Source organism: Dinoroseobacter sp. PD6 (assembly GCF_028807315.1).
GTDB classification, from domain to species: Bacteria; Pseudomonadota; Alphaproteobacteria; order Rhodobacterales; family Rhodobacteraceae; genus Dinoroseobacter; species Dinoroseobacter shibae.
In genome coordinates, this window is the sequence record NZ_JARAMN010000003.1 from 420,564 (window position 1) to 444,791 (window position 24,228).

Sequence of the window (24,228 nt, forward strand, 5' to 3'; positions counted from 1 at the left end):
GAGACACGATTATGCTTTTGATCCACTGCCCCTATTGCGACGAGACCCTCCCCGAGCTGGAATTCGCCTATGCCGGCGAGGCGCATATCGACCGCCCCAAGGACCCCTCCGCGCTCAGCGATGAAGAATGGCGCGATTTCCTGTTCATCCGCACCAACGTCAAGGGCGTGCACGCCGAACGCTGGCGCCACATCAATGGGTGCGGGCGGTTCTTCAACGCCCTGCGCGACACGGTGAGCGACCGGTTCGTCACCACCTACAAGGCCGGAGAGGCCCGTCCCGACACCCAGAGCCTGGAGGCCGCAGAATGACCGAGTATCGCGTAGAAGGCCGGGGTCGCGTCAACCGCAACACGCCCGTCCGCTTCACCTTCGACGGCCAGACCTATGAGGGGCTCAAGGGCGACACGGTCGCCTCGGCCCTGCTGGCCAATGGCGTCCACCTGATGGGCCGCAGCTTCAAGTATCACCGTCCCCGTGGGGTGGTCACCGCTGGCTCCGAAGAGCCCAATGCGCTGGTCGGGACAACCCGCGGCAAGGGCCGGTTCGAGCCGAACACCCGCGCCACCATCCAGGAGATCTATCCCGGCCTGGAGACCGAGAGCCAGAACAAGTGGCCGTCGCTGAAATTCGACCTCGGCGCGATCAACGACCGGCTCTACATGCTGTTCTCCGCCGGGTTCTACTACAAGACCTTCATGTGGCCCCGCAGCTTCTGGGACAGCGTTTACGAGCCGCTGATTCGCAAGGCCGCGGGCCTGGGCAAGGCGCCCACCGAGGTCGACCCCGACACCTATGCGAGCCGCTACATGCATTGCGACGTGCTGGTCGTGGGCTCGGGGCCCTCGGGGATCGCCGCGGCGCTGACCGCGGGCCGGGCCGGGTCCAAGGTCGTTCTGGTGGACGAGAATGCCGAGATGGGCGGCACGCTGCTCTCCGAGCCCTCCGTGTCCATCGATGGCCAGCCCGCCTGGGAATGGCTCGAAGGGGCCATGGCCGAGCTTGACCGCATGCCCAACGTGCGCCGCATGACGCGTACCACGGCAATGGGCTATTATCACCAGAACATGATCGGCATGGTCGAGAAGCTGACCGATCACATGGCGGAAATCCCCGAAGGCGCGCCGCGCGAACGGATGTGGCGTGTCCGCGCCCGCGAGGTCGTTCTGGCCCAGGGCGCCATCGAGCGCCCGATGGTGTTCGACGGCAACGACACCCCCGGCATCCTCATGGCCGGGGCGGCGCAGACCTTCCTCAACCGCTTCGGCGTGCTCGTGGGCAAGTCGCCCGTCGTGCTGACCAGCCATGACAGCGCCTGGTACAGCGCCTTCGACATGGCCGATGCCGGTGCGTCGGTCGTGGCGATCGTCGATACCCGAAACGACGTGTCCCAGGCCCTGCGCGACGAGGCGCAGGCCCGGGGTCTCAAGACCTATCTCGGCTACACCGCCACCGGCACCAAGGGGCGGCTGCGGATCAAGGCGCTGCGGGTCAACCCGGTGCGCGACGGCAAGGTCGGCGCGGGGCACCTGCTGTTCTGCGATGCGGTTCTGATGTGCGGGGGCTGGACGCCGTCGCTGCACCTGTTCTCGCACACCAAGGGCTCGCTGCACTGGGATGCCGAGTCCAAGGCCTACCTGCCCGGCAAGAAGTCCGAGGATGTGCATATCGCCGGGGCCGGGCGTGGCCTCTGGGGCATCGCGTCCGCGCTCGAGGATGGCGCCAAGGCCGGCGCGGCCGCGGTCCAGTCGCTCGGCGGCAGCGCCGGGAGTGCCACCTACGCGGTGGCGGACGACCGCACCGGCACGGGCATCACCCAGAAGGAGCTGCCCACCGATCGCAGCCCGGGCAAGGCCAAGGCCTTCGTCGATTTCCAGAACGACGTGACCGCCAAGGACATCCGCCTCGCCGTGCGCGAGGGCATGAAGTCCATCGAACACGTCAAGCGCTATACCACCAACGGCATGGCGACCGACCAGGGCAAGCTCAGCAACATGAACGGGCTGACCATCGCCGCCGACGCGCTCGGCAAGGAGGCACCGCAGGTCGGGCTGACGACCTTCCGCCCGCCCTATACGCCGACCACCTTCGGGGCCTTCTGCGGCTATCACAAGGGGGCGCATTTCGAGGTGACCCGCAAGACGCCGATCGACCCCTGGGCCGAAGAGCACGGGGCCGCCTTCGAGCCGGTCGCCCTGTGGCGGCGCGCCTGGTACTTCCCGCAGGCGGGCGAGGACATGCACAAGGCCGTGGCCCGCGAGTGCAAGTCCACCCGCGAGAGCGTGGGCATGTTCGATGCCTCCACCCTGGGCAAGATCGAGGTCTCCGGCCCTGATGCGGTGGAGTTCATGAACCGGATGTATACCAACCCCTGGACCAAGCTGGGCGTCGGTCGCTGCCGTTATGGCCTGCTGCTGGGCGAGGACGGGTTCATCCGAGACGACGGGGTCATCGGACGGATGCGGGACGACCTGTTCCACGTCACCACCACGACCGGCGGTGCCGCGCGCGTGCTGAACATGATGGAGGATTACCTCCAGACCGAATGGCCCGAGCTCAAGGTCTGGCTGACCTCGACCACCGAGGAATGGGCGACCATCGCCCTGAACGGACCGAACGCGCGCAAGCTGCTCGCCCCCTTCGTCGAGGGCGCGGACATCTCGGCGGATGCCTTCCCGCACATGTCGGTGGTGGAATGCTCCGTCGCGGGCTTCCCCTCGCGGCTCTTCCGGATCAGCTTCACCGGCGAGCTGGGCTTCGAGATCAACGTGCCCGCCCGCCATGGCAAGGCCCTGTGGGAGAAGCTCTGGGAAGCCGGGCAGCAGTACGACATCTGTCCCTACGGCACCGAAACGATGCACGTGCTGCGCGCCGAGAAGGGCTACATCATCGTGGGCCAGGACACCGACGGCACGGTCACGCCCCAGGATGCGGGGATCGGTTGGGCCATCGGCAAGGCCAAGCCCGATTTCGTGGGCAAACGCTCGCTGCAACGGCCCGATATCGTCGCACCGGGGCGCAAGCAACTGGTCGGACTTCTGACCGAAGACCCCAAGACCGTGCTTGCCGAAGGCGCGCAGATCGTGGACGATCCCAAACAGGCCAAGCCGATGAAGATGATCGGACACGTCACCTCTTCCTACTGGTCCGAAACCCTCGGACGGTCCATCGCGATGGCGGTGGTGGAGGGCGGCTTCGACCGGATGGACAGCACGCTGCACATTCCGACCGAAAGCGGCGATGCCGTGCCGGCCAAAGTGACCGGAACCGTGTTTTATGACCCGGCGGGCGACCGCCTGAAGGTCGAATGAGGAGGCCAGGACCATGAATGCACCCGTGACATCCTTCGACGCCGTGTCCGTGGCGGTTCTGCCGCCGGTGGCCCGGTTCAACCTGCGCATCGCCCCCGCCGACGTGGCACAGGCCTCCGCGGCCTTCGGGCTGACCCTGCCAACGAAGATCGGGCAGGGCGCCCGGTCCGGGGACCGCGCAGCCTATTGCATAGGGCCGGACGAGTGGCTGCTGCACGCCGCCGAAGCGGATCAGCAGGCCGTCGTGTCCGCCTTCGGCAAGGCGCGGGCGGACACACCGCACAGCCTCGTGGTCATCTCCGACCGAGAGATGACGCTGTCGATCACCGGCCCGGCCGCGCTGGACCTGCTGTCGGTGGGCTGTCCTCTCGAGCTGTCGCGCCTCCCGGTAGGCGGCGCCAAGCGGACGGTGTTCGACTACGCGCAGGTCACGCTGATCCGCGATGGCGAAGACGCGTTCCGCCTGGAAGTGTGGCGATCGTTCTTTCCCCATGTGCACGGTCTTCTGGAGATCGCGACCCGCGAACTCGCCGTCGGTCTCTGACCGTCTGCACATCCCCCGGTCATGTCCGCGCCCCCGCCTGGGGGCGCGCCCCATAACACTTGCCTGAAAAGGAGCCTCTCCATGCTCAAGACCCTGAACACCGCGGGCATCTCCGACACCGCCATCGCCGAGGCGATCGGCCACGAGCTCGACCGCCAGCAGACCCAGATCGAACTGATCGCCTCCGAAAACATCGTCAGCGTCGATGTGCTGCGCGCCCAGGGCTCGGTTCTGACCAACAAATACGCCGAAGGCTACCCGGGCCGCCGCTACTATGGCGGGTGCGAGCATGTCGACACGGTCGAACAGATCGCGATCGACCGGGTGTGCGAACTGTTCGGAGCCCGCTTCGCCAACGTGCAGGCGCATTCCGGCGCCCAGGCCAACCAGGCGGTGTTTCTCGCCCTGCTCAAGCCCGGTGACCGGATCATGGGTCTCGACCTGGCCCATGGCGGCCACCTGACCCATGGCTCGCCGGTGACCATGTCCGGCAAGTGGTTCGACGTGGTCAGCTACGAGGTGTCGAGGGACGATCACCTGATCGACATGGACAATGTCCGCAAGGTCGCGCTGGACACCAAGCCCAAGCTGATCGTCGCCGGGGCCTCGGCCTATCCGCGGCACATGGATTTCGCGGCCTTCCGGGCGATTGCGGACGAGGTGGGCGCCTGGCTGATGGTGGACATGGCCCATTACGCAGGCCTGATCGCGGCGGGCGAATACCCCGACCCGGTGGTCCACGCCCATGTCGTGACCTCGACCACGCACAAGACCCTGCGCGGCCCGCGCGGCGGCATCATCCTGACCAATGACGAGGCGCTGGCCAAGAAGTTCAACTCCGCCGTGTTCCCCGGCAACCAGGGCGGCCCGTTGATGCATGTCATCGCGGCCAAGGCGGTGGCCTTCGGCGAAGCGCTGGAGCCGTCCTTCAAGCAATACGCCAAGGACGTGATCGCCAACGCGCGCGCCCTCTCCGAGGTGCTGGTTGCAGGCGGGCTCGGCGTGGTTTCGGGCGGCACGGATTGCCACATGGTCCTTGTGGACCTGCGCCCCAAGGGTGTGACCGGCAAGGCCGCTGAGAACGCGCTCGAACGCGCAGGGCTGACCTGCAACAAGAACGCGATCCCGTTCGACCCGGAAAAGCCCTTCGTGACCTCCGGGGTGCGGCTCGGCACCTCCGCGGGCACCACCCGTGGCTTCGGTGAGGCCGAGTTCCGCAAGGTGGGCGCGCTTGTCCTGCGGGTGATCGACGCGCTTGCCGAGAATGCCGAGGGCGACGCCGCCGTCGAGGCCGCGGTGCTGGAGGAGGTGCGCGCCCTGTGTGCCGCGCATCCGATCTACGCCGACGACGTGTAGTCCGATGTTCCTGTCGGTCTTCGATATCTTCAAGGTCGGCGTCGGTCCGTCCTCATCGCACACGATGGGGCCGATGACAGCAGCCGCGCGGTTCCTCGACGATCTGCGCGGCGGGGCCGAGAGAATTCCCGGCGCGGGCAAGCTTGCCCGCCTCGGCGCCTCGCTCCATGGCTCTCTGGCCTTTACCGGCAAGGGGCATGCCACGGACCGCGCGGTGATCCTGGGTCTGATCGGGTATCTGCCCGACACCCTGGACCCGGACGCCGCCGAGAAGCTCGAGGCCGAGGTCCGCCAGACCAAGCGCATCAGCCCGCCGGGGCTGGGCACGCTGGCCTTCGATCCCGAGACCGATCTTGTCTTCGACTACGGCCCGCCCTTGCCCGGTCACGCCAACGGGCTCGTTCTGAACGCCTATGACGAACAGGGCAATCTCTACATGACCCAGACCTACTATTCCGTGGGCGGCGGGTTCGTGGTCACCGAGGCCGAGCTGGAGCGCGAGAAGTCTGCCGCCTCCAACGATCTGCATGACGAGAAGGCAGCGATGGGCTATCCCTATCCGTTCGGCTCGGCGGCCGAGATGCTGGCAATGGGCCAGGCCTCCGGCCTCAGCATCGCGCAGATGAAACGCGCCAACGAAGAGGCCCATTCCGGTCCGGGCCTGAACAAGCGCATCGACGCGGTCTGCGCGGTGATGGACGCGTGTATCGACCGGGGCCTGCGGATGGACGGCATCCTGCCCGGCGGCCTGAAGGTCAAGCGCCGCGCGAAGGCGATCCACGAGCAACTGCTGGCAGAGCGCGGCCAGAACCAGAGCCAGCCTCACGTGGCCAATGACTGGTTGTCGGTCTACGCCATGGCGGTGAACGAAGAGAACGCCGCCGGCGGCCGGGTCGTGACCTCGCCCACCAACGGGGCCGCGGGGGTCGTGCCGGCCGTCATCCGGTACTACCGCGACCACTGCATCGGCGCGACCGCCGAGGGGGTGCGGACCTTCATGCTGACCGCCTCCGCCATCGGCGGGCTGATCAAGCACAACGCGTCGATCTCGGGGGCTGAGATGGGTTGCCAGGGCGAAGTGGGCTCTGCGTCGGCCATGGCGGCGGCGGGGTTCTGCGCGGCCATGGGCGGCACCAATGCGCAGATCGAGAATGCCGCCGAGATCGCGCTGGAGCATCATCTGGGCATGACCTGCGACCCGGCCGCAGGGCTCGTGCAGGTCCCCTGCATCGAGCGCAACGGCCTCGGCGCGATCAAGGCGGTCTCGGCCGCCAGCCTCGCCCTGCGCGGCGACGGCACCCATTTCATGCCGCTCGACAACTGTATCGAGACCATGCGCCAGACCGGCCATGACATGCTCACCAAGTACAAGGAGACGAGCCTTGGAGGCCTTGCTGTCAACCTCCCGGAATGCTGATGCCGGGACCCCGCCCGCGGCGGAGCCGCATTTCGTCCTGAACCTGTCCTGCGCCGCAGAGCCGGGGATCGTGGCCGCCGTCACCACGGCGCTGGCCGGGCAGGGGGCGAACCTGGTGGAAACCGCTCAGTTCTGGGACCGTCAGAGCGACCGGTTCTTCCTGCGCGTGGCGTTCCTGGGCCAGCCGGGGACCGATGTCGCCGGGATCGAGGCCGCCCTCGCGCCGACCCGCGCGCGCTTCGGCATGGATGTGACGGTCCTGGACTCGGCGCGCAAGCCGCGGATCCTGATCATGGTGTCGCGCTTCGATCACGCGCTGCTGCATCTGCTCTACCAGGTGCGGGTCGGCTGGCTCTCGGCCGAGGTCGTCGCGATCGTGTCGAACCACCCCGATGCCCGGCGCGTGGCCGAGCATGAAGGCGTCCCGTTCCACCATATCCCCGTCAGCCGCGACACCAAGCCCGAGGCCGAGGCTCGCCTGAAGGCCCTGGTGGCCGAAACCGGCGCCGACCTGGTCGTGCTGGCCCGCTACATGCAGGTGTTGTCCGATGACTTCTCCCGGGCCCTGGCTGGCCGGGTCATCAACATCCACCATTCGTTCCTGCCCAGTTTCAAGGGGGCCAAACCCTATCACCAGGCCCATGAGCGCGGGGTCAAGCTGATCGGCGCCACGGCCCATTACGTGACCGCCGATCTCGACGAGGGACCGATCATAGAACAAGAGGCCGAGCGCATCACCCACTCGATGACCCCCGACGATCTGGTGGCCGTGGGGCGCGATATCGAATCCCGTGTGCTGGCCCGCGCCGTCAAACGCCACCTGGAGGGGCGGGTGATGCTCAACGGGCAGAGAACGGTCGTCTTCACCTGACGCGAGGGCCTGCGCGTCCGGCCGGGCGCCTAGGAGTGCAAGGCCACGGCGATATCCGCCGCCAGCCGGGCATTGTTCTTGACCAGCGCGATGTTGGACCGCAGGCTCCGCCCCTCCGACAACTCGAAAATCCGCTGCAGCAGGAAGGGTGTCACGGCCTTGCCCGAGATGCCCTGAGCCGCCATCTCCGCCTGGGCCGTGGCGATGTAGCCGTTGATGATCTCCGCCGGGATCTCGTCGCCCGCCGGGATCGGATTGGCCACCAGCATCCCGCCCCCGAGCCGCAGCGCATCGCGCACCTTCTGGAACTCGGAAATCTCCGCCGCGCTGTCCAGCCGCAAGGGGATGTCCAGGTCCGACCCGCTGGTCCAGAAGGCCGGCAGCGTGTCGGTGCGATAGCCGACCACCGACACGCCCTGGGTTTCGAGAACTTCAAGGGTCTTCGGCACATCGAGGATCGCTTTCGCGCCCGCGGCGACGACGATCACATCGGTCCGGCCCAATTCGGTCAGATCCGCCGAGATGTCGAAGCTCGTCTCGGCCCCCTTGTGCACCCCCCCGATCCCGCCGGTCGCGAACACCCGGATGCCGGCCATCTGCGCCACGATCATGGTCGCGGCCACGGTGGTGCCGGCCGATTTCCCCTGGGAGATCGCATAGCCGATATCGGCCCGCGAGATCTTCAGCGCATCCTTCACCTTCGCCAGCGCCTCCAGCTCATCCGTCCCCAGGCCGATCTTCAGCACGCCATCCAGCACCGCGATGGTGGCCGGAATTGCACCGCGGGCGCGGATCTCCTCCTCCACGGCCCTGGCCATCTCCACGTTGTCGGGGAACGGCATGCCATGGGTGATGATCGTGCTTTCCAGCGCGACGACGGGGGCGTTGGTTTCCAGGGCGTTCCGAACATCCGCATGGACATCGACAAAGCTGGGCAGGTGGGTCATGGGGGCATTCCGTGGCGGATAAGGTTGCAGGCAGGGCGGATACGATCTCTTGCCGGATACCGGTCCAGATTTCCAGCCCGATCTCCACGGGGCACGGTTTGCGAAAAGAAGGGCCTGTCACCCGGCTGTCGATGCTCTAGCATGTCCGCCATGACCGACTCTCGCCTCTCCCCTCTGCCCACGCCCTGCCTGCTGGTCGACGAGGCCCGCATGACGCGCAACATCGAGCGCCTGGCGCAACATGCGGCGGCACTCGGGGTCTCTTTGCGGCCGCATCTGAAAACCACCAAGAGCATCGAGGCCGCCCGCCGCGTGCTGCCCGGGGGCAATGGCCCCGCCACGGTCTCCACCCTCGCCGAGGCCGAAGCGTTCGCCGAGGCCGGGATCACCGATATCCTCTACGGCGTGGGGATCAGCCCCGACAAGCTGGAGCGTGTGCTGGCCCTGCATCGCGCGGGCTGCCGGCTCATCGTCCTGCTCGACTGCGCCGCCCAGGCCGAGGCGGTCGCCGCGGCGGCGCGGGCCTCCGGCATCGCGATCCCGGCGATGATCGAGATCGACAGCGACGGCCACCGCAGCGGCCTGACGGCGCAGGACCCCACCCTGGTCGAGGTCGGCCGCATCCTGCACGCGGGCGGCGCGGAGCTTTGCGGCGTGCTGTGCCATGCCGGGGAGAGTTACGGCGCGGTCGGCCGCGCCGCACAGGCGCTTTGCGCCGAAGAGGAACGCCGCGCCGTGGTCGCCGCCGCCGGCGTCCTGCGCGCGGCGGGCCTGCCCTGTCCGGTGGTCAGCGTCGGATCGACCCCGACCGCCCATGCCGCAGAGCACCTCGACGGGGTCACCGAATTGCGCGCGGGTGTCTACGTGTTCTTCGATCTCGTCATGGCGGGGATCGAGGTCTGCCAGATCGACGATATCGCGCTGAGCGTGCTGACCACGGTCATCGGGCACCAGCCCTCGCGGGGCTGGACGATCTGCGATGCCGGCTGGATGGCAATGTCACGGGACCGGGGAACGGCGTCCCAGCGGGTCGACCAGGGCTACGGCGTAATCTGCGATGCCGAGGGGCAGGTGATCCCGGGCTTGATCGTGATCCAGGCCAACCAGGAACACGGCGTGATCGCCAAGCGTCCCGGGTTCGACGGGCCGATCCCCGAGTTTGCCGTCGGCACGCGGTTGCGGATCCTGCCGAACCACGCCTGTGCCACGGCGGCGCAACACCAGAACTACCATGTCATCCCCGACACCCCGGGCGCCGCGTTGAAGACCTGGCCCCGGTTCTCCGGCTGGTAGAGACCCGCGCCCGAGAGCACCGCTCGACCCGCAAAGATCCCGTTGTCGCACGCAGCCCGATGCAGGTGCCGGGCCCGCGCGCCAGCGCCCGTCCGCGCACCGCGCGGGGATATTTGGACGCGGGGCCATCTGGGCCGTTTCTGCGTTTGCGTTATTCCGCTACGGACTGTTCATGGACATCGTCATTGTTTCCGCGGTGATTGCATCGCTGTTTCTCGTCATCGGTGCGGCAGAGCCTCTTGCCGCGCGGTTGCGGCTGCCCTTCACCGTGATCCTCGCCGTCCTCGGCATCCTGATCGGGTCGGGCGCGATCTTCTTTCTGCGCACGGACCTGACCGATGCCCTCAACCCGGTGGCCGAGGCGATCCTCGGTCTGCCGATCAGCTCGAACGTGTTTCTCTACGTCTTCCTGCCCACGCTGCTGTTCCAGGCGACGCTGGGGATGAACCTGCGGCGCATGCTCGACGACTGGGTGCCGATCATGGTGCTGGCGGTGGTCGCGGTGGTCGTGGCGACGCTGAGTGTGGGCTACGCGCTGTCCTGGGCCAGCACCTTGCCGCTGGTGGCCTGCCTGCTGATCGGGGCCATCGTGTCGACGACCGACCCCTCGGCGGTGGTCTCGATCTTCCGGTCGATCTCGGCCCCCCGGCGCCTGTCGCGGATCATCGAGGGCGAGAGCCTGCTGAACGACGCCGCGGCCATCGCCCTGTTCGGGCTGTTCATGGGCTTCGTGATGATGGGGGTGCCCGATCCTAGGCTCGGCGAGGCCCTCGGCCAGTTCCCAATCCTGATCGCCGGAGGTGCCTTGACGGGCTGGCTCGCCGCGCGGGTGGCGGTCTGGATCATGGCGCTGTTCCGCGCCCACGAGTTGGCGATGATCTCGGTCTCGGTGGCCTTGCCCTACCTGGCCTATATCGGCTCGGAACAGGTCGTGGGCGCCTCGGGCGTGATCGCTGTGGTGGCCGCGGGGCTGACCCTGAACCTGACCGGACCCGGTCGCCTGCCGCCGCAGGCCTGGGCCAACCTGGGCGAGGTCTGGGACCTGCTGGCACACTGGGCCGGGGCGCTGATCTTCATCCTCGCCGCCCTGCTCATTCCGCGGCTGCTCGAAGGCGTGCGGCTGTCGGATTTCGTCCTGCTCGGGGTGGTGATCCTGGCGGCGCTCGCGGCCCGCGCCGTGGTGCTCTTTGGCCTGCTGCCGCTTCTGACGCTCATGCGGGTCTCGCCCCATGTGGAACGGCCCTATCGGACCGCGATCCTGTGGGGCGGGCTGCGCGGGGCCGTCACCCTTGCCCTTGCCCTGGCCGTCACCGAGAGCATCTGGGTCCCCGGCGAAGTCAAACGCCTCGTGGGTATCCTGGCCACCGGCTTCACCCTCTTCACGCTGCTGGTGCAGGGCACGACCCTGCGCGCGGTCATCGGTTGGCTCGGGCTCGACCAACTGTCGCCGATCGACGAGGCGATGTCCCGCCAGGTGATCGCGGTGTCGCTTCAGACCGTGCGCGAGGACGTGGCGCGCACCACCGAGGATTACGCCCTGACCCATGACGTGGTCCGGGCCGAGGCGAAGGCCTTTGGCGAACGGCTGGAACAGGCGGTCAAGGCCGCCGAGGACAGCGACGATATCCTCGATCGTGACCGGATCACCCTGGGCCTGATCGCCCTTGCGGGGTTCGAGCGCTACACGATCCTGGCGCGCGTGCGCGAGCGCACGATTTCCGCCCGTATGGCCGAGCAGACCCTGCTCGATGCCGACCGGCTGATCGAAGGGGCGCGGGCCGGGGGGCGCAACGGCTACCAGCGCGCCGCGCGCCGGTCTGTCGCTTACGGGCCGGGCTTCCGGGTGGCCGGGCTGCTGCGCCGCCGGTTCGGCCTGTCCGGCCCCCTCGTACGGATGACCGCGGACCGGTTCGAGCTTCTGCTGTCGCAACGCCTGACCCTGCGGGATCTCGACGCCTTCATCGAAGGCCGCATTCGGCGCATCCATGGGCGACGGGTCGCGGACCTGCTGCTCGAATTGCTGGCCCGGCGGATCGAGATGGTGGAGACCGCCCTCGACGGGCTGCGGTTGCAATATCCGGGCTACGCAGAAGAGCTGGAACGGCGCTTCATCCGCCGGACCGCCCTGCGGCTGGAAGAGCGTGAATACGCCGCCATGCGGGAGGACGGGCTGATCGGCGCCGAGGTCTTCACCACCCTCATGCAAGACCTTGCCACGCGCCGGGCCCAGGCAGAGCATCGCCCGCCGCTGGACATCGCCGTGCAGCGGCTCGAGCTGATCCGGCAGTTCCCGCTGTTTTCGGACCTCGATGACAAGACGTTGCGGCAATTGTCGCGGGCGCTGAAAACCCGCTACGTGAACGCTGGCAACATCGCCCTGCACAAGAACCGCCCCGTCCGGAGCGTGTATTTCATCGCCTCTGGGGCCGTCGAAGTCGAAAGCGCGGGGCAAACCTGGCGGCTCGGCCGGGGCGAGATGTTCGGGCAGATCGCGATCCTGATGAAGAAAGCGCGCCGCGCCGAAGCCCGGGCGATTGCCCCCACCACGCTGCTGGTCCTGGACGTGGCGCGGTTCCGGGCCCTGCTGAACCGCAGCGCCGCCCTGCGCGATGCCGTCCGGGCCAGTGCCGAGAAACGCGGCCTCGATCCGAACCAGATCCTCGCCCCCGCCGACCCCTGACCATGTCACGTCGTGGGCTACCGCACGCCCACGCGCCGACCACCGACCCATGCGGCGCACCATGACATCGACACCTGCGATAGGGGCGCGTATCGCGCGCGCCCCGCGCCGAACCCCTCAGCCTGTGTGTCCCAGAAGCGCCTGCACGTCGGGCGTGCCGCCCACCCGTGGCGGGACCGGCACGCGGCCACCCCGAGTGCTCCCGCGCGCCGGCTCCACGCGCACTTTGACCTCAGCCCCGGCATCCACACGGCACCCGTTCACCCCTTCGGTGGAACGACCGCGAAGACCGACTGCCGACAGGGCGCTGCCCCTGGACTGCACGCCCGGCCTGCCACCCCCCAGGATTTGGTTCCAAGGGACCGGGCAGACGCCGAGGGGGCATCACGAAGCTGGTGCCCATGGCCCCGTTGCAGGACACTCTGTGCGCGCATTTCATGCTGACAAAGATCACAAGTGCTCAAGCCGCCAGGGCGACAATTTCGACAATGGGCACTTCCGCTCCACGCAGCCGCTTCCAAGAGGAAATCCTGATCCTCCCAAGCCGACGGTGGGGCACGGGGCCCGGATCGATCTCGGAGCCGCAAGCTCTGCGATGCTGTAAGACGCCCGCGTACCACGCCATGGTCATCCTGCCAGCCACCAAGTGCGGACCTCAACCGGCCGCCCCAACGCGTCCAGCGAAAACCCGCAATCGAGAGAAATGCATGGAGGCGAGTACCGGAATCGAACCGGTGTACACGGATTTGCAATCCGCTGCGTCACCACTCCGCCAACTCGCCGCGCCAGGGTGCGCCGATGCTCTAGCACCGGGGGCGGGGCGGTGCAAGCGGCTCGGGGGGTGCTGCTGGCCCTGCGGGAGCTTCCGGACCCATCCGGGCCTCCGTGTCGCACCGCGCGCGCGTTGCCGAGCGCGCTGTGATATGGCAAACCAAGCCGAGCCAGTTGGAAAGATCACCCGATGACCGATTATGCCGCCCGCAGAACCATGATGGTCGATACACAGGTGCGCCCCTCCGACGTCACCAAGTTCAACATCATCGACGCGATGCTCCATGTCCGCCGCGAGGTCTTCACCCCCGACGACAAGCGCGAGATCGCCTATATCAGCGAGAATATTCCCCTCGGCGGCGGCCGCGTCATGCTGGAGCCGCGGACCCTGGCCAAGATGCTTGATGCCCTGGACATCCAGCCCGACGAGATGGTGCTCGACCTGGGCTGCGGGCTGGGCTACTCGGCGGCCCTGCTGGCGCGGCTGGCCGATGCGGTCGTCGCGGTCGAAGAGGTCGAAGACCTTGCCCGCGAGGCCGAGACGCTGCTGTCCTCCGAGAATGTCGACAACGCCGCCGTGATCCACGCGCCGCTTGCCGAAGGGGCGGCCAAACACGGCCCCTATGACGTGATCATCCTGCAGGGCGGGGTGGAGCGGATGCCCCCCGCCATCCTCGACCAGGTCAAGGAAGGCGGTCGCATCGCCGCGATCTTCATGGAGAAGGGCCTCGGCGCCTGCCGGCTCGGCTACAAGGTCGATGGCGACGTCAGCTGGCGTTTCGAGTTCAACGCATCTGCACCAGTTCTGAACGGTTTCGCCCAAGAACAGGCATTTATGCTTTAAACGCTCTCCACCAGCCTGCATATTCGAAAAAAAGTGATTCGATCACGAGAGAGGTGCAGGCAGTGTTCTCCAAATTCGTGCGTCATACCGTCCTCGGGGCGGCCGTCCTGTGCGCCGCGTCCGGTGCCGCAATGGCCCAATCCCTGACCGATGCGCTGGTCGATACCTACAAGAACAGCGAACTGATCGAGCAGAGCCGCGCGCTCCTGCGGTCCGCGGACGAGGACGTAGCAATCGCCGTGTCCCGGCTCCGCCCGATCCTGAACTACTCGGCCGATTACGGCTATTCGGACAATTTCGGCCGGGAAACCGACAATGGCTCGCTCGGGATCACTGCGTCCCTGCTGCTGTTCGACTTCGGCCGTACCCGGCTGGGGATCGAGGCCAACAAGGAACTGGTGCTGGCGACGCGCGAGGCCCTGCGCGCCACCGAGCAGGACGTCCTGCTGGAGGGGGTGAGCGCCTTCCTGAACGTCCGCGGCGCCAATGACAACGTGGACCTGCGGCGCAACAACGTGCGCGTGATCACCGAACAGCTGCGCGCCGCGCGCGATCGGTTCGAGGTCGGCGAGGTGACCCGCACGGATGTCGCCCAGGCCGAGGCCCGGCTGGCGGAGGCCAATGCCAACCTGACCCGCGCCCTGGGTCAGCAGGCCGCCGCGCGGGAGGTGTATCGCGCCGTGGTCGGACAGTTCCCGCAATCCCTGGCCCCGCCGCCCCCGTCACCGGCGATCCCCGCCACCGTCGAGGAGGCGACCTCGATCGCCGAGCGCACGCACCCCTCGATCCTGCAGGGCCGCCATAACGTGCGCGCCTCCGAGATCGTGGCGGAGGTCGCCCAGAAGGCGATCCTGCCCACGGCGAGCGCCACGGCCAACATCTCCCGGTCGATCCGCGACTCGCTCGATGACACGACCGATTCCAGCATCGGGCTGACGCTGTCGGGCCCGATCTACCAGGGCGGCGGTCTGAGCGCCCAGTACCGTCAGGCACTGGCGGGGGTCGAGAACGCCCGCGCCACCCTGAACCAGTCGGTGCTGGTGATCCGGCAGCGCGTCGGCATCGCCTGGGCCGAAATCCTCGTGACCCGGGCCAATATCGACTCCACCCGTCGCCAGGTCGAGGCCGCCGAGATCGCCTTCGAAGGTGTGACCGAGGAAGCCCGCCTGGGCGCGCGGACCACGCTCGATGTGCTGGACGCCGAACAGGATGTGCTCGACGCGCGCACAGCCCTGCTCTCGGCCGAGATCTCCGCGGTGCAGGCGGTCTATGACCTGTTGTCGGCCATGGGGCTGATGACCGTGGACTACCTCGGCCTGCCGGTGCCGACCTACGACCCGGCCGCGTATTTCAACGCGGTGTCCAATGCGCCGGCGACCAGTACGCAGGGTGCGCGGCTCGACCGGGTGCTGCAAAGCATCATGCGCGACTAACCGCCCAAGGGCGCGTGATTGTCCCGCGACCCGGGACAAGCGGCCGGTCGGGGCAGGTTTTTCTTGTGTGAGAAAGGATGCGTTCCTACACTATCTTGTAGTTCATGCGGGATGACGTGATGCCGAGAGCGCCCTTGAAGCCCATGCCAGCCGATGTCCTCGACACGATCCGGCAGCTTGCCGAACCGAAGCCCGCATCCAACCCGGACCACCCGCCGCCCCTGACCCTGACCGAGCCGATCGCGCCGCCGCCGCAGACCCGCGCGGCGCCCGGGCCCGCCCCGCGGGAGACCCCCTTCGTGGACCGTATCGTTACCCATCTCGCCCGACCGGAGGACGCGCCGTCCGGACCGCTGAGCCGTCCGCCGGACCTCGTCGCGCAACAGGGTACCGACGACACGCGCTCCGAAGACGGCGAAGACGATGCGCGCCCCTGCACCCTGCTGCTGACCCCCGAATTCCAGATCCGGCCGCCGGAGCCCTGGCGCCTGCCATTGCGGGTCGATCCGCTGGCGGGGGAGGATTACGCCGAGGATTCCGACCTCGACCGGTTCCCGGCCCATGACGCGGTCTCCGCACTGCCCGAGATGTCCGAAGCCCTGCGCGCCGCGGTCGGCAAGACCATGCGGGCCGCCCTGGCCGAGGCCGGAACCAGCGCGGAGGCGCAGGCGCTCGATCATCTCGTGGATGCGGAGGGACGGATCGACACCGGGGCCCTGCGGCAGCTGGTGCGCGACATCGTCCGGCAAGAACTGCGCGCCGAGATCGACGCGCTGGTTGCACGCCGCCTCCAGTCCCTCGTGCGGACCGAGATCACCCGCAGCCTGGACGCCCGCGCCCGCGATTGATCCCCGCCGCGCCGCCGATCACAGCTCCGGCACGGGCCGGGCCTGGGTCAGCACCGCGTCGAGATCCATATGGGTCTCCAGATGGGCGGCGAGGGCATCCAGCGTCTCCTCCACCTCCGTCTCGAAGCTGCGCGCGCTGACCGGCGCGCCCAGCCGCGTCAGCACCGCCGCCCGGAACGCATCCGACGCGAACAGCCCGTGCAGGTAGCAGCCGCGCACCCGGCCCGACGCGCTCACCGCCCCCTCGGCCCGGTCCCCGACCCGCAGCCAGGGTCGGGTGCAATCGGGCCCCTTGGTCTCACCCAGATGGATCTCGTAGCCCTCCAGCGCCGCGCCGCTCTCGACCTCCGTGGCCTGGGTCAGGCGCAGGTGCTTCTGCGGGCGCATCACGGTGGACACATCCAGCAGGCCGAGGCCCGGCACCTGCGTTGCGGCGCCCTCGATCCCCTCGGGGTCCGCGATGGTCCGGCCCAGCATCTGGTAGCCGCCGCAGACCCCGACCACATGCCCGCCACGCCGGACGATGGCCGCAAGGTCGATATCCCAGCCCTGGGCGCGGAAATGCGCCAGATCCGCGATGGTGGACTTGCTGCCGGGGATCAGCACCAGATCCGCGTCGAGCGGCAGGGGGCGCCCGGCCTCGATGATCTCGACGCTGAGGCCCGGCTCCGTGGCCAGCGGATCGAGATCGTCGAAATTGGCCAGCCGGTTGAGCCGTGGCACCACAACCTTGAACGCGCCGCCCCTGCGCGACGCCACGTCCATCACGTCCTCGGCGGGCAGGCGCCAGGCGTCCGCGAACCACGGGATCACGCCCAGCGGGGTCCATCCCGTCCGCTCGGCAATCGCCGTGACGCCGTCGTCGAACAGTCGAACATCGCCGCGGAACTTGTTGACTGCAAATGCGGAAATGCGGTTGCGGTCGGGTGGCGGCAGGATCGCGTGGGTGCCCACCAGCTGCGCGATCACGCCGCCCCGGTCGATATCGCCCACCAGGATCACGGGCGCCGCCACCGCCTCGGCAAAGCCCATATTGGCGATGTCGCCCGCGCGCAGGTTGATCTCCGCCGGGCTGCCCGCGCCCTCGATCAGCACCAGGTCGGCCTCGGCTGCGAGCCGCCGGTAGCTGTCGACCGCCGGGGCCAGCAGCTGCGGCTTGGCCTTGGCGTAGTCCCGCGCGCGCAAGGTGGCGAAGCGCTGGCCCTGGACGATCACCTGCGCGCCGGTGTCGGTCTCGGGTTTCAGCAGGACGGGGTTCATGTGCACGCTGGGGGCCACGCCCGCCGCGCGGGCCTGGAGCGCCTGGGCACGCCCGATCTCGCCCCCGTCGGCGGTGACCGCGGCGTTGTTGGACATGTTCTGCGGCTTGAAGGGGCGCACCACCAACCCGCGCCGGCTGAACGCCCGTGCGAGCCCCGCCACGATCATCGACTTGCCCACGTTGGAGCCCGCCCCCTGCACCATGATGGCTCGTGTCATGTCCCCTCCGCGTTTCGGCCCCGGCAGGAGTAGACCCGGCCCGGCCCCCTGGACAAGCCCGGATCGGCCCGCCGCCCGGTCAGCGCCCGGGAGGGGTGATGTCCCGCACGAAAAAACGCGTGCCCGACGGACACGCGTTCAATCGCGAAAACGGAAGGGGCGGGATCAGGCGGCTTTTGCCTGCTGCGCCGCGTTGCGACGCTCGCTCTCTTCGCGGGACAGGGCGACGGAGGTCCGCACGCCTTGCGCCACGAAATCCATGAGCCCGTTCACCACGCGCTCGTTCGGGTCGATGCCCGCGCAGGACAGGACTTCACGTCCATCGCGCGAACGCGCCCAGCGCGCAATCTGCTCCGGGCCGTTTCCGTATTTCTTGTCATCCGCAATTGCATCGTCCAGGGCGGCAAGCACAACGGCAGCGAAGAGTTTGCGCGCGCGCTGACCCTGTTCGTAGTTGAAAGCGGACGAGTCGACGAAGTCGGCCATGGGGTATCCTTGATTATTGCTCTTGTCTTTTAGGCGTAGCGCCGAATATGACGATTTCGCACCGATTCTGGGTTGCGTTTTTTCTATACCAGTTATGTTCCCTGTGCATAGCGTCGCCGTGGTTAACGCAACCTGATGCGGCTTGCTTCCGACACGTCCGCCAGATATAGGAGCGGCCACTCCTCGTTCAACCTTTTGCCATGGTTTCACCGCATGCCCAAGATCAACGGAAACGAAATACGCCCCGGCAATGTGCTGGAGCATAATGGCGGTTTGTGGGCCGCCGTGAAGGTCGATCACGTCAAGCCCGGCAAGGGCGGTGCGTTTGCCCAGGTGGAACTCCGCAACCTGCGTAACGGTTCCAAGCTCAACGAGCGGTTTCGTAGCGCCGACAAGGTGGAGCGGGTGCGGCTGGAGCAGAAGGACCAGCAATTCCTCTACGAGAGCGACGGAATGCTCGTGTTCATGGACAACGAGACCTACGAACAGATTGAATTGCCTGCAGAAATCCTGGGCGATCGGCGTCCGTTCCTGCAAGATGGCATGACGATCCAGATCGAGTATTACGAGTCCGAGGCGCTGAACGCGTCCCTGCCGCAGAAGGTCACCTGCACCGTGGTCGAGACCGAGCCGGTGGTGAAGGGGCAGACCGCGGCCAACTCGTTCAAGCCTGCGATCCTCGATAATGGGGTGAAGGTCATGGTGCCGCCTTTCGTGGGCCAGGACGAGGCGATCGTGGTGAACACCGAGACCATGGAATATTCCGAGCGCGCCTGAGCGAAATTTATTTCGCGCAACGCCCCGGCGGCGGCGCATTCCGAAAAACCCCGAAAAAGACCCAGGCGCGGTTTGGGCCAGCCGCGCCCCAAGGGCCGGATCCGGGTCTGAAACCTTCCCCGTGGGGAAGGTTTGCGCGGCGTCCTGTGCATTTCGATCAAGGTTCCCTTGGGTAAACCCGCCCGGTTTCGCCCGATCAGCGAATCACCGTTGCGCAAATCGCGTTGGAGCGTGCGCCGGAAATTGCGTCTGGAAGCGGCGCGATCCGGTCTATCTTCTTGAGGGCAAGCCCGGGACAACCGGGGTCTGCAACCACAGGGAGGACTACATATGACATTCAGGAATACCTTCATCGCGGCGGGTCTGGCCGCAGCACTGGCCGGGGCCGCCTGGGCCGGGGACACGCCCGCCCCCGAAGGCGCGGCGGTCTATTTCGTCAACCTCGAAGACGGGGCCACGGTGTCCAGCCCGGTGACGGTGGTCTTCGGGCTCGAAGGAATGGGGGTGGCCCCCGCCGGGGTCGAGAACGAGGCCACGGGGCATCATCACCTGCTGCTCAACCGCCCGGCCCTGGGCGAGGGCCCGGACGGGGCGGAGGAGCTGCTCTACGGCATTCCGGCCGATGAGAACCACATCCATTTCGGCGGGGGGCAGACGCAAGTGACGCTCGACCTGCCGCCGGGGGAGCACACCATGCAGCTGGTGGTGGGGGACATGAACCACGTGCCCCATGATCCGCCGATCATGACCGAGGTGATCACGGTCACCGTCGAGTAAGCGACGGGCCGGGGCTCAGGGCGTCCAGGTGACGCGGGCGGCCCCGGCCTCCATCGGTCCGTTGGCGCGGTCGAAGCGCAGGTAGGCCAGCGCCCGGTCACCGCTGCGGGTGCCGAGCACGCCGACGGGTTTGCCGCCTGCGGTGATCGCGTCGCCCGGAGCGGCCTCGCCCGCGACCGCGACCCGGGCGAGGCCCTTGCGCAGCTCGGTCTTGTGCTTCATGCGGGCGACGACCTCCTGGCCGACATAGCAGCCCTTCTTGAAATCGACGCCGTGCAGACGCTCGAACCCCATCTCGAGGATGTAGCTGTCATTTGGGATCAGTTCGGCCCCGGCCTCCGGCACAAGATGGGCGACGCGGAGCGCGTCCCAATCCGTCACCTCGGGCCCGCCCGCCACGCCGTAGAGGCGCCAGCCGAGGGCCGGGTCGCGCGGGTCCGCCAAGGCGCCTTCGGGCGCGGGGCCGAGGCCGCGGGCGACGGGCAGGTCGGTGATTTCAAGGGCCACGTCGGCGCGCAGCTTGAACATGGTCAGCCGTTTGAGCAGGTCGGGCGTTAGCGCTTCGGGGGCGTCGAGCAGCAGGGCGTCATCCTGCGCGAGCACGAAGAAATCCGCCAGGTACTTGCCCTGGGGGCTGAGCAGGGCGGCGTAGACGAGGCCATGCTCCAGCCCGTTGGCCAGATCGTTGGTGACCATGCCTTGCAGGAAATCGCGGGCGTCGCGGCCGGTCACGCGGATCACGGCGCGGGCCGGTGCGGCCTCGATCACGGGGTCGGTTGCGGGGCTGCTGTGGTCGGGCATTTCCCTCTCCCATTCAATCTGATCCTCACATATAGGTTTGGCGCCGGACCACAAGGGACCGGTTTTCGTCTGTTCCGCCCGGAGGGGCCATGCCCGCGCCCTTGTCGATCATCATGCCGGTTCTGAACGCCGAGCACGGGTTGCGCCGGTCGCTGCCGGCCCTGACCGAGGGGCTGGAGGCGGGGCTGATCGCGGAGCTGATCCTGTCCGATGGCGGCTCGAGCGATGCCACGGCGCGGGTGGCCGAGGCCGCGGGCGCGGTCTGGATCACCGGCGCGCCAGGGCGGGGCGGGCAGATCGCCCGCGGGGTGGCCGCGGCCAGGGCGCCGTGGCTGTTGATCCTGCATGCGGATACGGCCCTTGGGCCGGGTTGGAGCGGCGCGGTGATCGACGCGCTGCCGGAGGCCGGGCGCGCGCGCTACGGCGATTTGCGGTTCGACAGCGGGCATCCCATGGCGCGGGTCGTGGCGGGGTGGGCCAACCTGCGCACGCGGGCATTCGGGTTGCCCTATGGCGATCAGGGCTTGCTGATCCACCGGGATCTGCTGCGCAAGGTGGGGGGCATTCCGGATCTGCCGTTGATGGAGGATGTGGCCCTGGCGCGGGCCCTGCGCGGGCGGCTGGCGCCGCTGGGGGTGACGGTGTCGACCAGTGCGGCGCGGTACGAGCGGGAGGGCTGGCTGCGCCGGGGAGCGCGGAACCTGTCGCTGCTGGCGCGGTATCTGGGCGGGGCCGATCCCGCGCGGCTGGCGCGCGCCTATCGCGGGGCGTCGGGGCGGGATTGACCCTGCCGCGAGGCCGCCCTAGTCCTGTGCGGGTTGTTCAACGGAGCCTCCCATGAGCCCCCCGAAAAATCCCGCCAAAACTCCTGCGAAAAGCCCCTCGGTCAGCCTTGCCAACGGGCGCCCCTATCTCGCCATTCCCGGGCCCTCGGTCATTCCGGACCGGGTGTTGCAGGCCATGCACCGGCCCGCGCCCAACATCTATACCGGGGAGCTGGTCGAGATGGTTCACGGGATGGTGCCGGACCTGAAGGCGGTGGCGCGGTGTTCGGGGGACGTGGCGCTGTATGTCGCCAACGGGCACGGGGTCTGGGAGGCCGCGCTGGCCAATACCTGCGCGCGGGGCGACCGGGTTCTGGTGGTGGCCACGGGGATGTTCGCGCGCAACTGGGCAAACATGGCGACGGGGCTGGGCCTGGCGGTCGAGATCCTGGATTTCGGGGATCGGGGGACGTTCGATCCAGGCCTCGTGGAGGCGACCCTGCGCAGCGACACCCAAGGCACGATCAAGGCGGTGATGGCGGTGCAGGTGGATACCGCGACCTCGGTGCGCAACGACATCGCGGCCCTGCGCGCGGCGATGGATGCCTCGGGGCACGGGGCGTTGTTGATGGTGGATTGCATCGCGTGCCTGGCCTGCGACGACTTCCGCATGGAAGAGTGGGGCGTCGACGTGATGATGACCGGCTGCCAGAAGGGGCTGATGACGCCGCCGGGCATGGGGTTCGTTTATTTCAACGAGAAGGCGTCGGAGGCGCGGGCGCGGCTGGAGCTGGTCAGCCCCTATTGGGACTGGACCACGCGGGTCTCGCCCGAGGCGTTCTACCAGTATTTCTACGGCACCGCACCGACGCATCACTTGTACGGCTTGCGCGAGGCGCTGACGATGATCCTGCACGAGGAGGGGCTGGAGCCGGTTCTGTCGCGGCATGCGGCCCTGGCGCGCGCGGTCTGGGCGGCGCTGGAGGCCTGGGGGCAGGGGCCGGGGGCGGGGCATGTCGAGATGAACGTCGCCGATCCGGCCTTGCGGAGCCATGCGGTCACCTGTGTGCGGATGCAGGCGCCCCATGCGACGGCCCTGCGCGACTGGGTGACCGCGCATGCGGGCCTGACTCTGGGCATCGGGTTGGGGATGGCGCCACCGGGCGATCCGGCCTGGCACGGGTTTTTCCGTATCGGGCACATGGGCCATGTGAACGCGCATATGGTGCTGGGCGCACTCGGGGCGATCGATGCGGGCCTGAAGGCGCTGGGCATCCCCCACGGTCCGGGCGCGCTGGAGGCGGCGGCGGGGGTGGTGGCCGAGGCCTAGTCGCGCGGCTTGATGCCGTTGCGGTGCAGCGGCTTGAGCTTGATCCACTGGTCGATCAGGTAGGCCGCCGCCAGCGCCGGGACGAAGCCGTAGAGCGCCCAGACGAAGCCCAGAACGCAGAAGAGCACGACCCCGAAGGCGACGAGGAAGGGCAGGGTGTAGTCCTGCACCCGGCCCGGGGGGCGGTTCTGCTGGGGCATCTGGTTCTGCATCGGGGCCTCCGTGCATGGCGTCTGCAGGAGAAGATAACTCAAAACCCCCGTGATCCCAGTTAAGATTTCGTGGGCCTTCGGCAGCGATCAGGGCTTTGTGGCGGCCGCGAGCGCATCCGGCAGGCGCTCTGCCAGCAGATCGAGCATCTCCGGCGTGCCGCAGGAGATGCGGATGCAGCGGTCCTGAGGGGCGACGAAGGGCATGCGGACGAAGATGTCCCGGGCGATCAGGGCCTCCAGGATGGCCTTGGCCCGCGCGCCGTCACCGCCGCAATCCAGCGTGACGAAATTGGTGGCCGAGGGTAGGGCGCGCAGGCCATGGGCCGCGCCGATCTCGGCGATCCGGGTGCGGGCGGCGGCGGTCTTGGCCACCACCTTCGCGAGGTGGTCGCTGTCCTGTAGCGCGGCGAGGGCCGCGGCTTGCGAGACGCGGCTCATGCCGAAATGGTTGCGCACCTTGCCGAAGGCGGAAATCAGCCCGGGCGCGGCGATGCCGTAGCCGACCCGCGCGCCGGCCAGTCCCCGGGCCTTGGAGAAGGTGCGCAGGCGGATGACGCGGGGGTCGTCCGGGGCGATCTCGGGGGCGGTGCCGTCGGGGGCAAGCTCGATATAGGCTTCGTCCAGCAGCAGAAGACAGCCGGGCGGCAGCGCCGCGATCATGTCGGTGATCACACCGGCGGCGTGCCAGCTGCCCATGGGGTTGTCGGGGTTGGCGAGATAGATCGCCTTGGCATTCACCGCCCGGGCCATGTCCAGGAGTGCCTGGGGGTCCTCGTGGTCGTCGCGGTAAGGCACCGCATGGAGCGTGCCGCCGAAGCCCACCACATGGTAGTTGAAGGTCGGATAAGCCCCGGCGGAGGTCACGACCGTATCGCCCGGCGCCACCAGCAGCCGCACGAGATAGCCCAGCAGACCGTCGATGCCTTCGCCGACGATCACGTTCTCCATCCCGACCCGGTGATGGGCGGCCAGCGCCGCGCGCAGATCGTGACTTTCCGGGTCGCCATACATCCACGCGCCGGTCGCGGCCTCGGCCATGGCGGCCACGGCCCGGGGCGAGGGGCCAAAGGCGCTCTCGTTTGCGCCGAGCCGGGCGGCGAAGGGGCGGCCGCGGGCGCGTTCCTGGGTTTCGGGGCCGACGAAGGGGACCGTGGCGGGCAGGGACTGCGCGAGAGGGGTGAAGCGGGGGCCGGGCGTATGGGTCATGGTGCCGGATTAGCCTGCCGCGCGCCGCGCCGCAACGGGCCGCGGGTTGCGCGCGGGGCGTGAGTATTTGAGCGCAGAGGAA

The 24,228-nt window shown here is 68.2% G+C and carries 21 protein-coding genes and 1 tRNA gene; 15 read left to right on the plus strand and 7 right to left on the minus strand.

All coding sequences use genetic code 11. The features are described from left to right. Positions 1-11: 11 nt before the first annotated feature. The 6 genes from PVW48_RS07760 to purU all read left to right on the plus strand — a co-directional run bounded on the left by PVW48_RS07760 (position 12) and on the right by purU (position 7,498). A complete protein-coding gene (locus tag PVW48_RS07760) occupies positions 12-311 on the plus strand; it encodes a sarcosine oxidase subunit delta (RefSeq protein WP_012178784.1) in 300 nt (99 codons plus the stop codon). Further along, complete coding sequence (locus tag PVW48_RS07765; protein WP_274580930.1) at positions 308-3,310, plus strand: sarcosine oxidase subunit alpha; 3,003 nt, start codon at positions 308-310, stop codon at positions 3,308-3,310. Before PVW48_RS07760 ends, PVW48_RS07765 begins: the two co-directional genes overlap by 4 nt. Positions 3,311-3,323: 13 nt before the next feature. Continuing rightward, positions 3,324-3,854, plus strand: coding sequence for a sarcosine oxidase subunit gamma (locus PVW48_RS07770; RefSeq protein ID WP_274580931.1), 531 nt, complete (start codon positions 3,324-3,326; stop codon positions 3,852-3,854). Positions 3,855-3,935: 81 nt separating this feature from the next. Then, positions 3,936-5,210, plus strand: a complete 1,275-nt coding sequence (gene glyA / locus PVW48_RS07775; protein WP_274580932.1) for a serine hydroxymethyltransferase — start codon at positions 3,936-3,938, stop codon at positions 5,208-5,210. A 4-nt stretch (positions 5,211-5,214) separates the two neighbouring features. Continuing rightward, on the plus strand, positions 5,215-6,627 hold the full coding sequence (locus PVW48_RS07780) for an L-serine ammonia-lyase (protein WP_274580933.1): 1,413 nt from the start codon (positions 5,215-5,217) through the stop codon (positions 6,625-6,627). After that, positions 6,593-7,498: a formyltetrahydrofolate deformylase gene (gene purU, locus PVW48_RS07785; RefSeq protein WP_274580934.1), complete on the plus strand. Its 906-nt coding sequence runs from the start codon at positions 6,593-6,595 to the stop codon at positions 7,496-7,498. Before PVW48_RS07780 ends, purU begins: the two co-directional genes overlap by 35 nt. Positions 7,499-7,527: 29 nt before the next feature. Here purU and PVW48_RS07790 read toward each other — a convergent pair whose 3' ends face one another. Beyond that, positions 7,528-8,445 (minus strand): pseudouridine-5'-phosphate glycosidase, encoded by a 918-nt coding sequence (locus tag PVW48_RS07790; protein ID WP_274580935.1) that lies wholly within the window; start codon positions 8,443-8,445, stop codon positions 7,528-7,530. 141 nt (positions 8,446-8,586) lie between these two features. On the opposite strand from PVW48_RS07790, the gene PVW48_RS07795 reads away from it, so the two are divergent. Together PVW48_RS07795 and PVW48_RS07800 are read left to right on the plus strand one after the other, a co-directional pair. Continuing rightward, a complete protein-coding gene (locus tag PVW48_RS07795; protein WP_443112669.1) occupies positions 8,587-9,738 on the plus strand; it encodes an alanine racemase in 1,152 nt (383 codons plus the stop codon). A 172-nt stretch (positions 9,739-9,910) separates the two neighbouring features. After that, complete coding sequence (locus PVW48_RS07800; RefSeq protein WP_274580937.1) at positions 9,911-12,418, plus strand: cation:proton antiporter; 2,508 nt, start codon at positions 9,911-9,913, stop codon at positions 12,416-12,418. A gap of 708 nt (positions 12,419-13,126) precedes the next feature. On the opposite strand, the gene PVW48_RS07805 is transcribed toward PVW48_RS07800, so the two are convergent. Then, positions 13,127-13,200 (minus strand) — tRNA-Cys (locus tag PVW48_RS07805). Positions 13,201-13,379: 179 nt separating this feature from the next. Here PVW48_RS07805 and PVW48_RS07810 point away from each other — a divergent pair. The 3 genes from PVW48_RS07810 to PVW48_RS07820 all read left to right on the plus strand — a co-directional run bounded on the left by PVW48_RS07810 (position 13,380) and on the right by PVW48_RS07820 (position 16,314). Continuing rightward, the gene (locus PVW48_RS07810; protein ID WP_012178769.1) at positions 13,380-14,033 is read left to right on the plus strand and encodes a protein-L-isoaspartate O-methyltransferase family protein; all 654 of its coding nucleotides are present in this window, start codon (positions 13,380-13,382) and stop codon (positions 14,031-14,033) included. A 131-nt stretch (positions 14,034-14,164) separates the two neighbouring features. Continuing rightward, positions 14,165-15,466 carry a TolC family outer membrane protein gene (locus tag PVW48_RS07815; RefSeq protein ID WP_083768424.1) on the plus strand — a complete coding sequence of 434 codons (1,302 nt, stop codon included), beginning with the start codon at positions 14,165-14,167 and terminating at the stop codon, positions 15,464-15,466. Between the two features lie 143 nt (positions 15,467-15,609). Continuing rightward, complete coding sequence (locus PVW48_RS07820; protein WP_274580938.1) at positions 15,610-16,314, plus strand: hypothetical protein; 705 nt, start codon at positions 15,610-15,612, stop codon at positions 16,312-16,314. An 18-nt stretch (positions 16,315-16,332) separates the two neighbouring features. Here PVW48_RS07820 and PVW48_RS07825 read toward each other — a convergent pair whose 3' ends face one another. Both PVW48_RS07825 and PVW48_RS07830 read right to left on the minus strand, forming a co-directional pair. Further along, entirely contained in the window at positions 16,333-17,793 is a 1,461-nt protein-coding gene (locus PVW48_RS07825; RefSeq protein ID WP_274580939.1) for a cobyric acid synthase, read from the minus strand. Between the two features lie 165 nt (positions 17,794-17,958). Then, positions 17,959-18,279 carry a DUF6280 family protein gene (locus PVW48_RS07830; RefSeq protein ID WP_012178765.1) on the minus strand — a complete coding sequence of 107 codons (321 nt, stop codon included), beginning with the start codon at positions 18,277-18,279 and terminating at the stop codon, positions 17,959-17,961. 213 nt (positions 18,280-18,492) lie between these two features. On the opposite strand from PVW48_RS07830, the gene efp reads away from it, so the two are divergent. After that, on the plus strand, positions 18,493-19,056 hold the full coding sequence (gene efp / locus PVW48_RS07835; RefSeq protein ID WP_274580940.1) for an elongation factor P: 564 nt from the start codon (positions 18,493-18,495) through the stop codon (positions 19,054-19,056). A gap of 330 nt (positions 19,057-19,386) precedes the next feature. After that, on the plus strand, positions 19,387-19,833 hold the full coding sequence (locus PVW48_RS07840) for a DUF4399 domain-containing protein (protein WP_012178763.1): 447 nt from the start codon (positions 19,387-19,389) through the stop codon (positions 19,831-19,833). A gap of 15 nt (positions 19,834-19,848) precedes the next feature. Here the strand turns inward: PVW48_RS07840 and ygfZ are convergent, their stop codons facing one another. Continuing rightward, a complete protein-coding gene (gene ygfZ, locus PVW48_RS07845; RefSeq protein WP_274580941.1) occupies positions 19,849-20,634 on the minus strand; it encodes a CAF17-like 4Fe-4S cluster assembly/insertion protein YgfZ in 786 nt (261 codons plus the stop codon). An 89-nt stretch (positions 20,635-20,723) separates the two neighbouring features. On the opposite strand from ygfZ, the gene PVW48_RS07850 reads away from it, so the two are divergent. Together PVW48_RS07850 and PVW48_RS07855 are read left to right on the plus strand one after the other, a co-directional pair. After that, the gene (locus PVW48_RS07850) at positions 20,724-21,419 is read left to right on the plus strand and encodes a TIGR04283 family arsenosugar biosynthesis glycosyltransferase (protein WP_274580942.1); all 696 of its coding nucleotides are present in this window, start codon (positions 20,724-20,726) and stop codon (positions 21,417-21,419) included. Positions 21,420-21,471: 52 nt separating this feature from the next. Next, a complete protein-coding gene (locus tag PVW48_RS07855; protein WP_274580943.1) occupies positions 21,472-22,728 on the plus strand; it encodes a pyridoxal-phosphate-dependent aminotransferase family protein in 1,257 nt (418 codons plus the stop codon). On the opposite strand, the gene PVW48_RS07860 is transcribed toward PVW48_RS07855, so the two are convergent. Further along, positions 22,725-22,940, minus strand: coding sequence for a hypothetical protein (locus tag PVW48_RS07860; protein ID WP_012178759.1), 216 nt, complete (start codon positions 22,938-22,940; stop codon positions 22,725-22,727). The two genes, PVW48_RS07855 and PVW48_RS07860, sit on opposite strands and share 4 nt — an antisense overlap. Positions 22,941-23,027: 87 nt before the next feature. Beyond that, positions 23,028-24,146 (minus strand): pyridoxal phosphate-dependent aminotransferase, encoded by a 1,119-nt coding sequence (locus PVW48_RS07865; RefSeq protein ID WP_274580944.1) that lies wholly within the window; start codon positions 24,144-24,146, stop codon positions 23,028-23,030. Between the last annotated feature and the right edge of the window lie 82 nt (positions 24,147-24,228).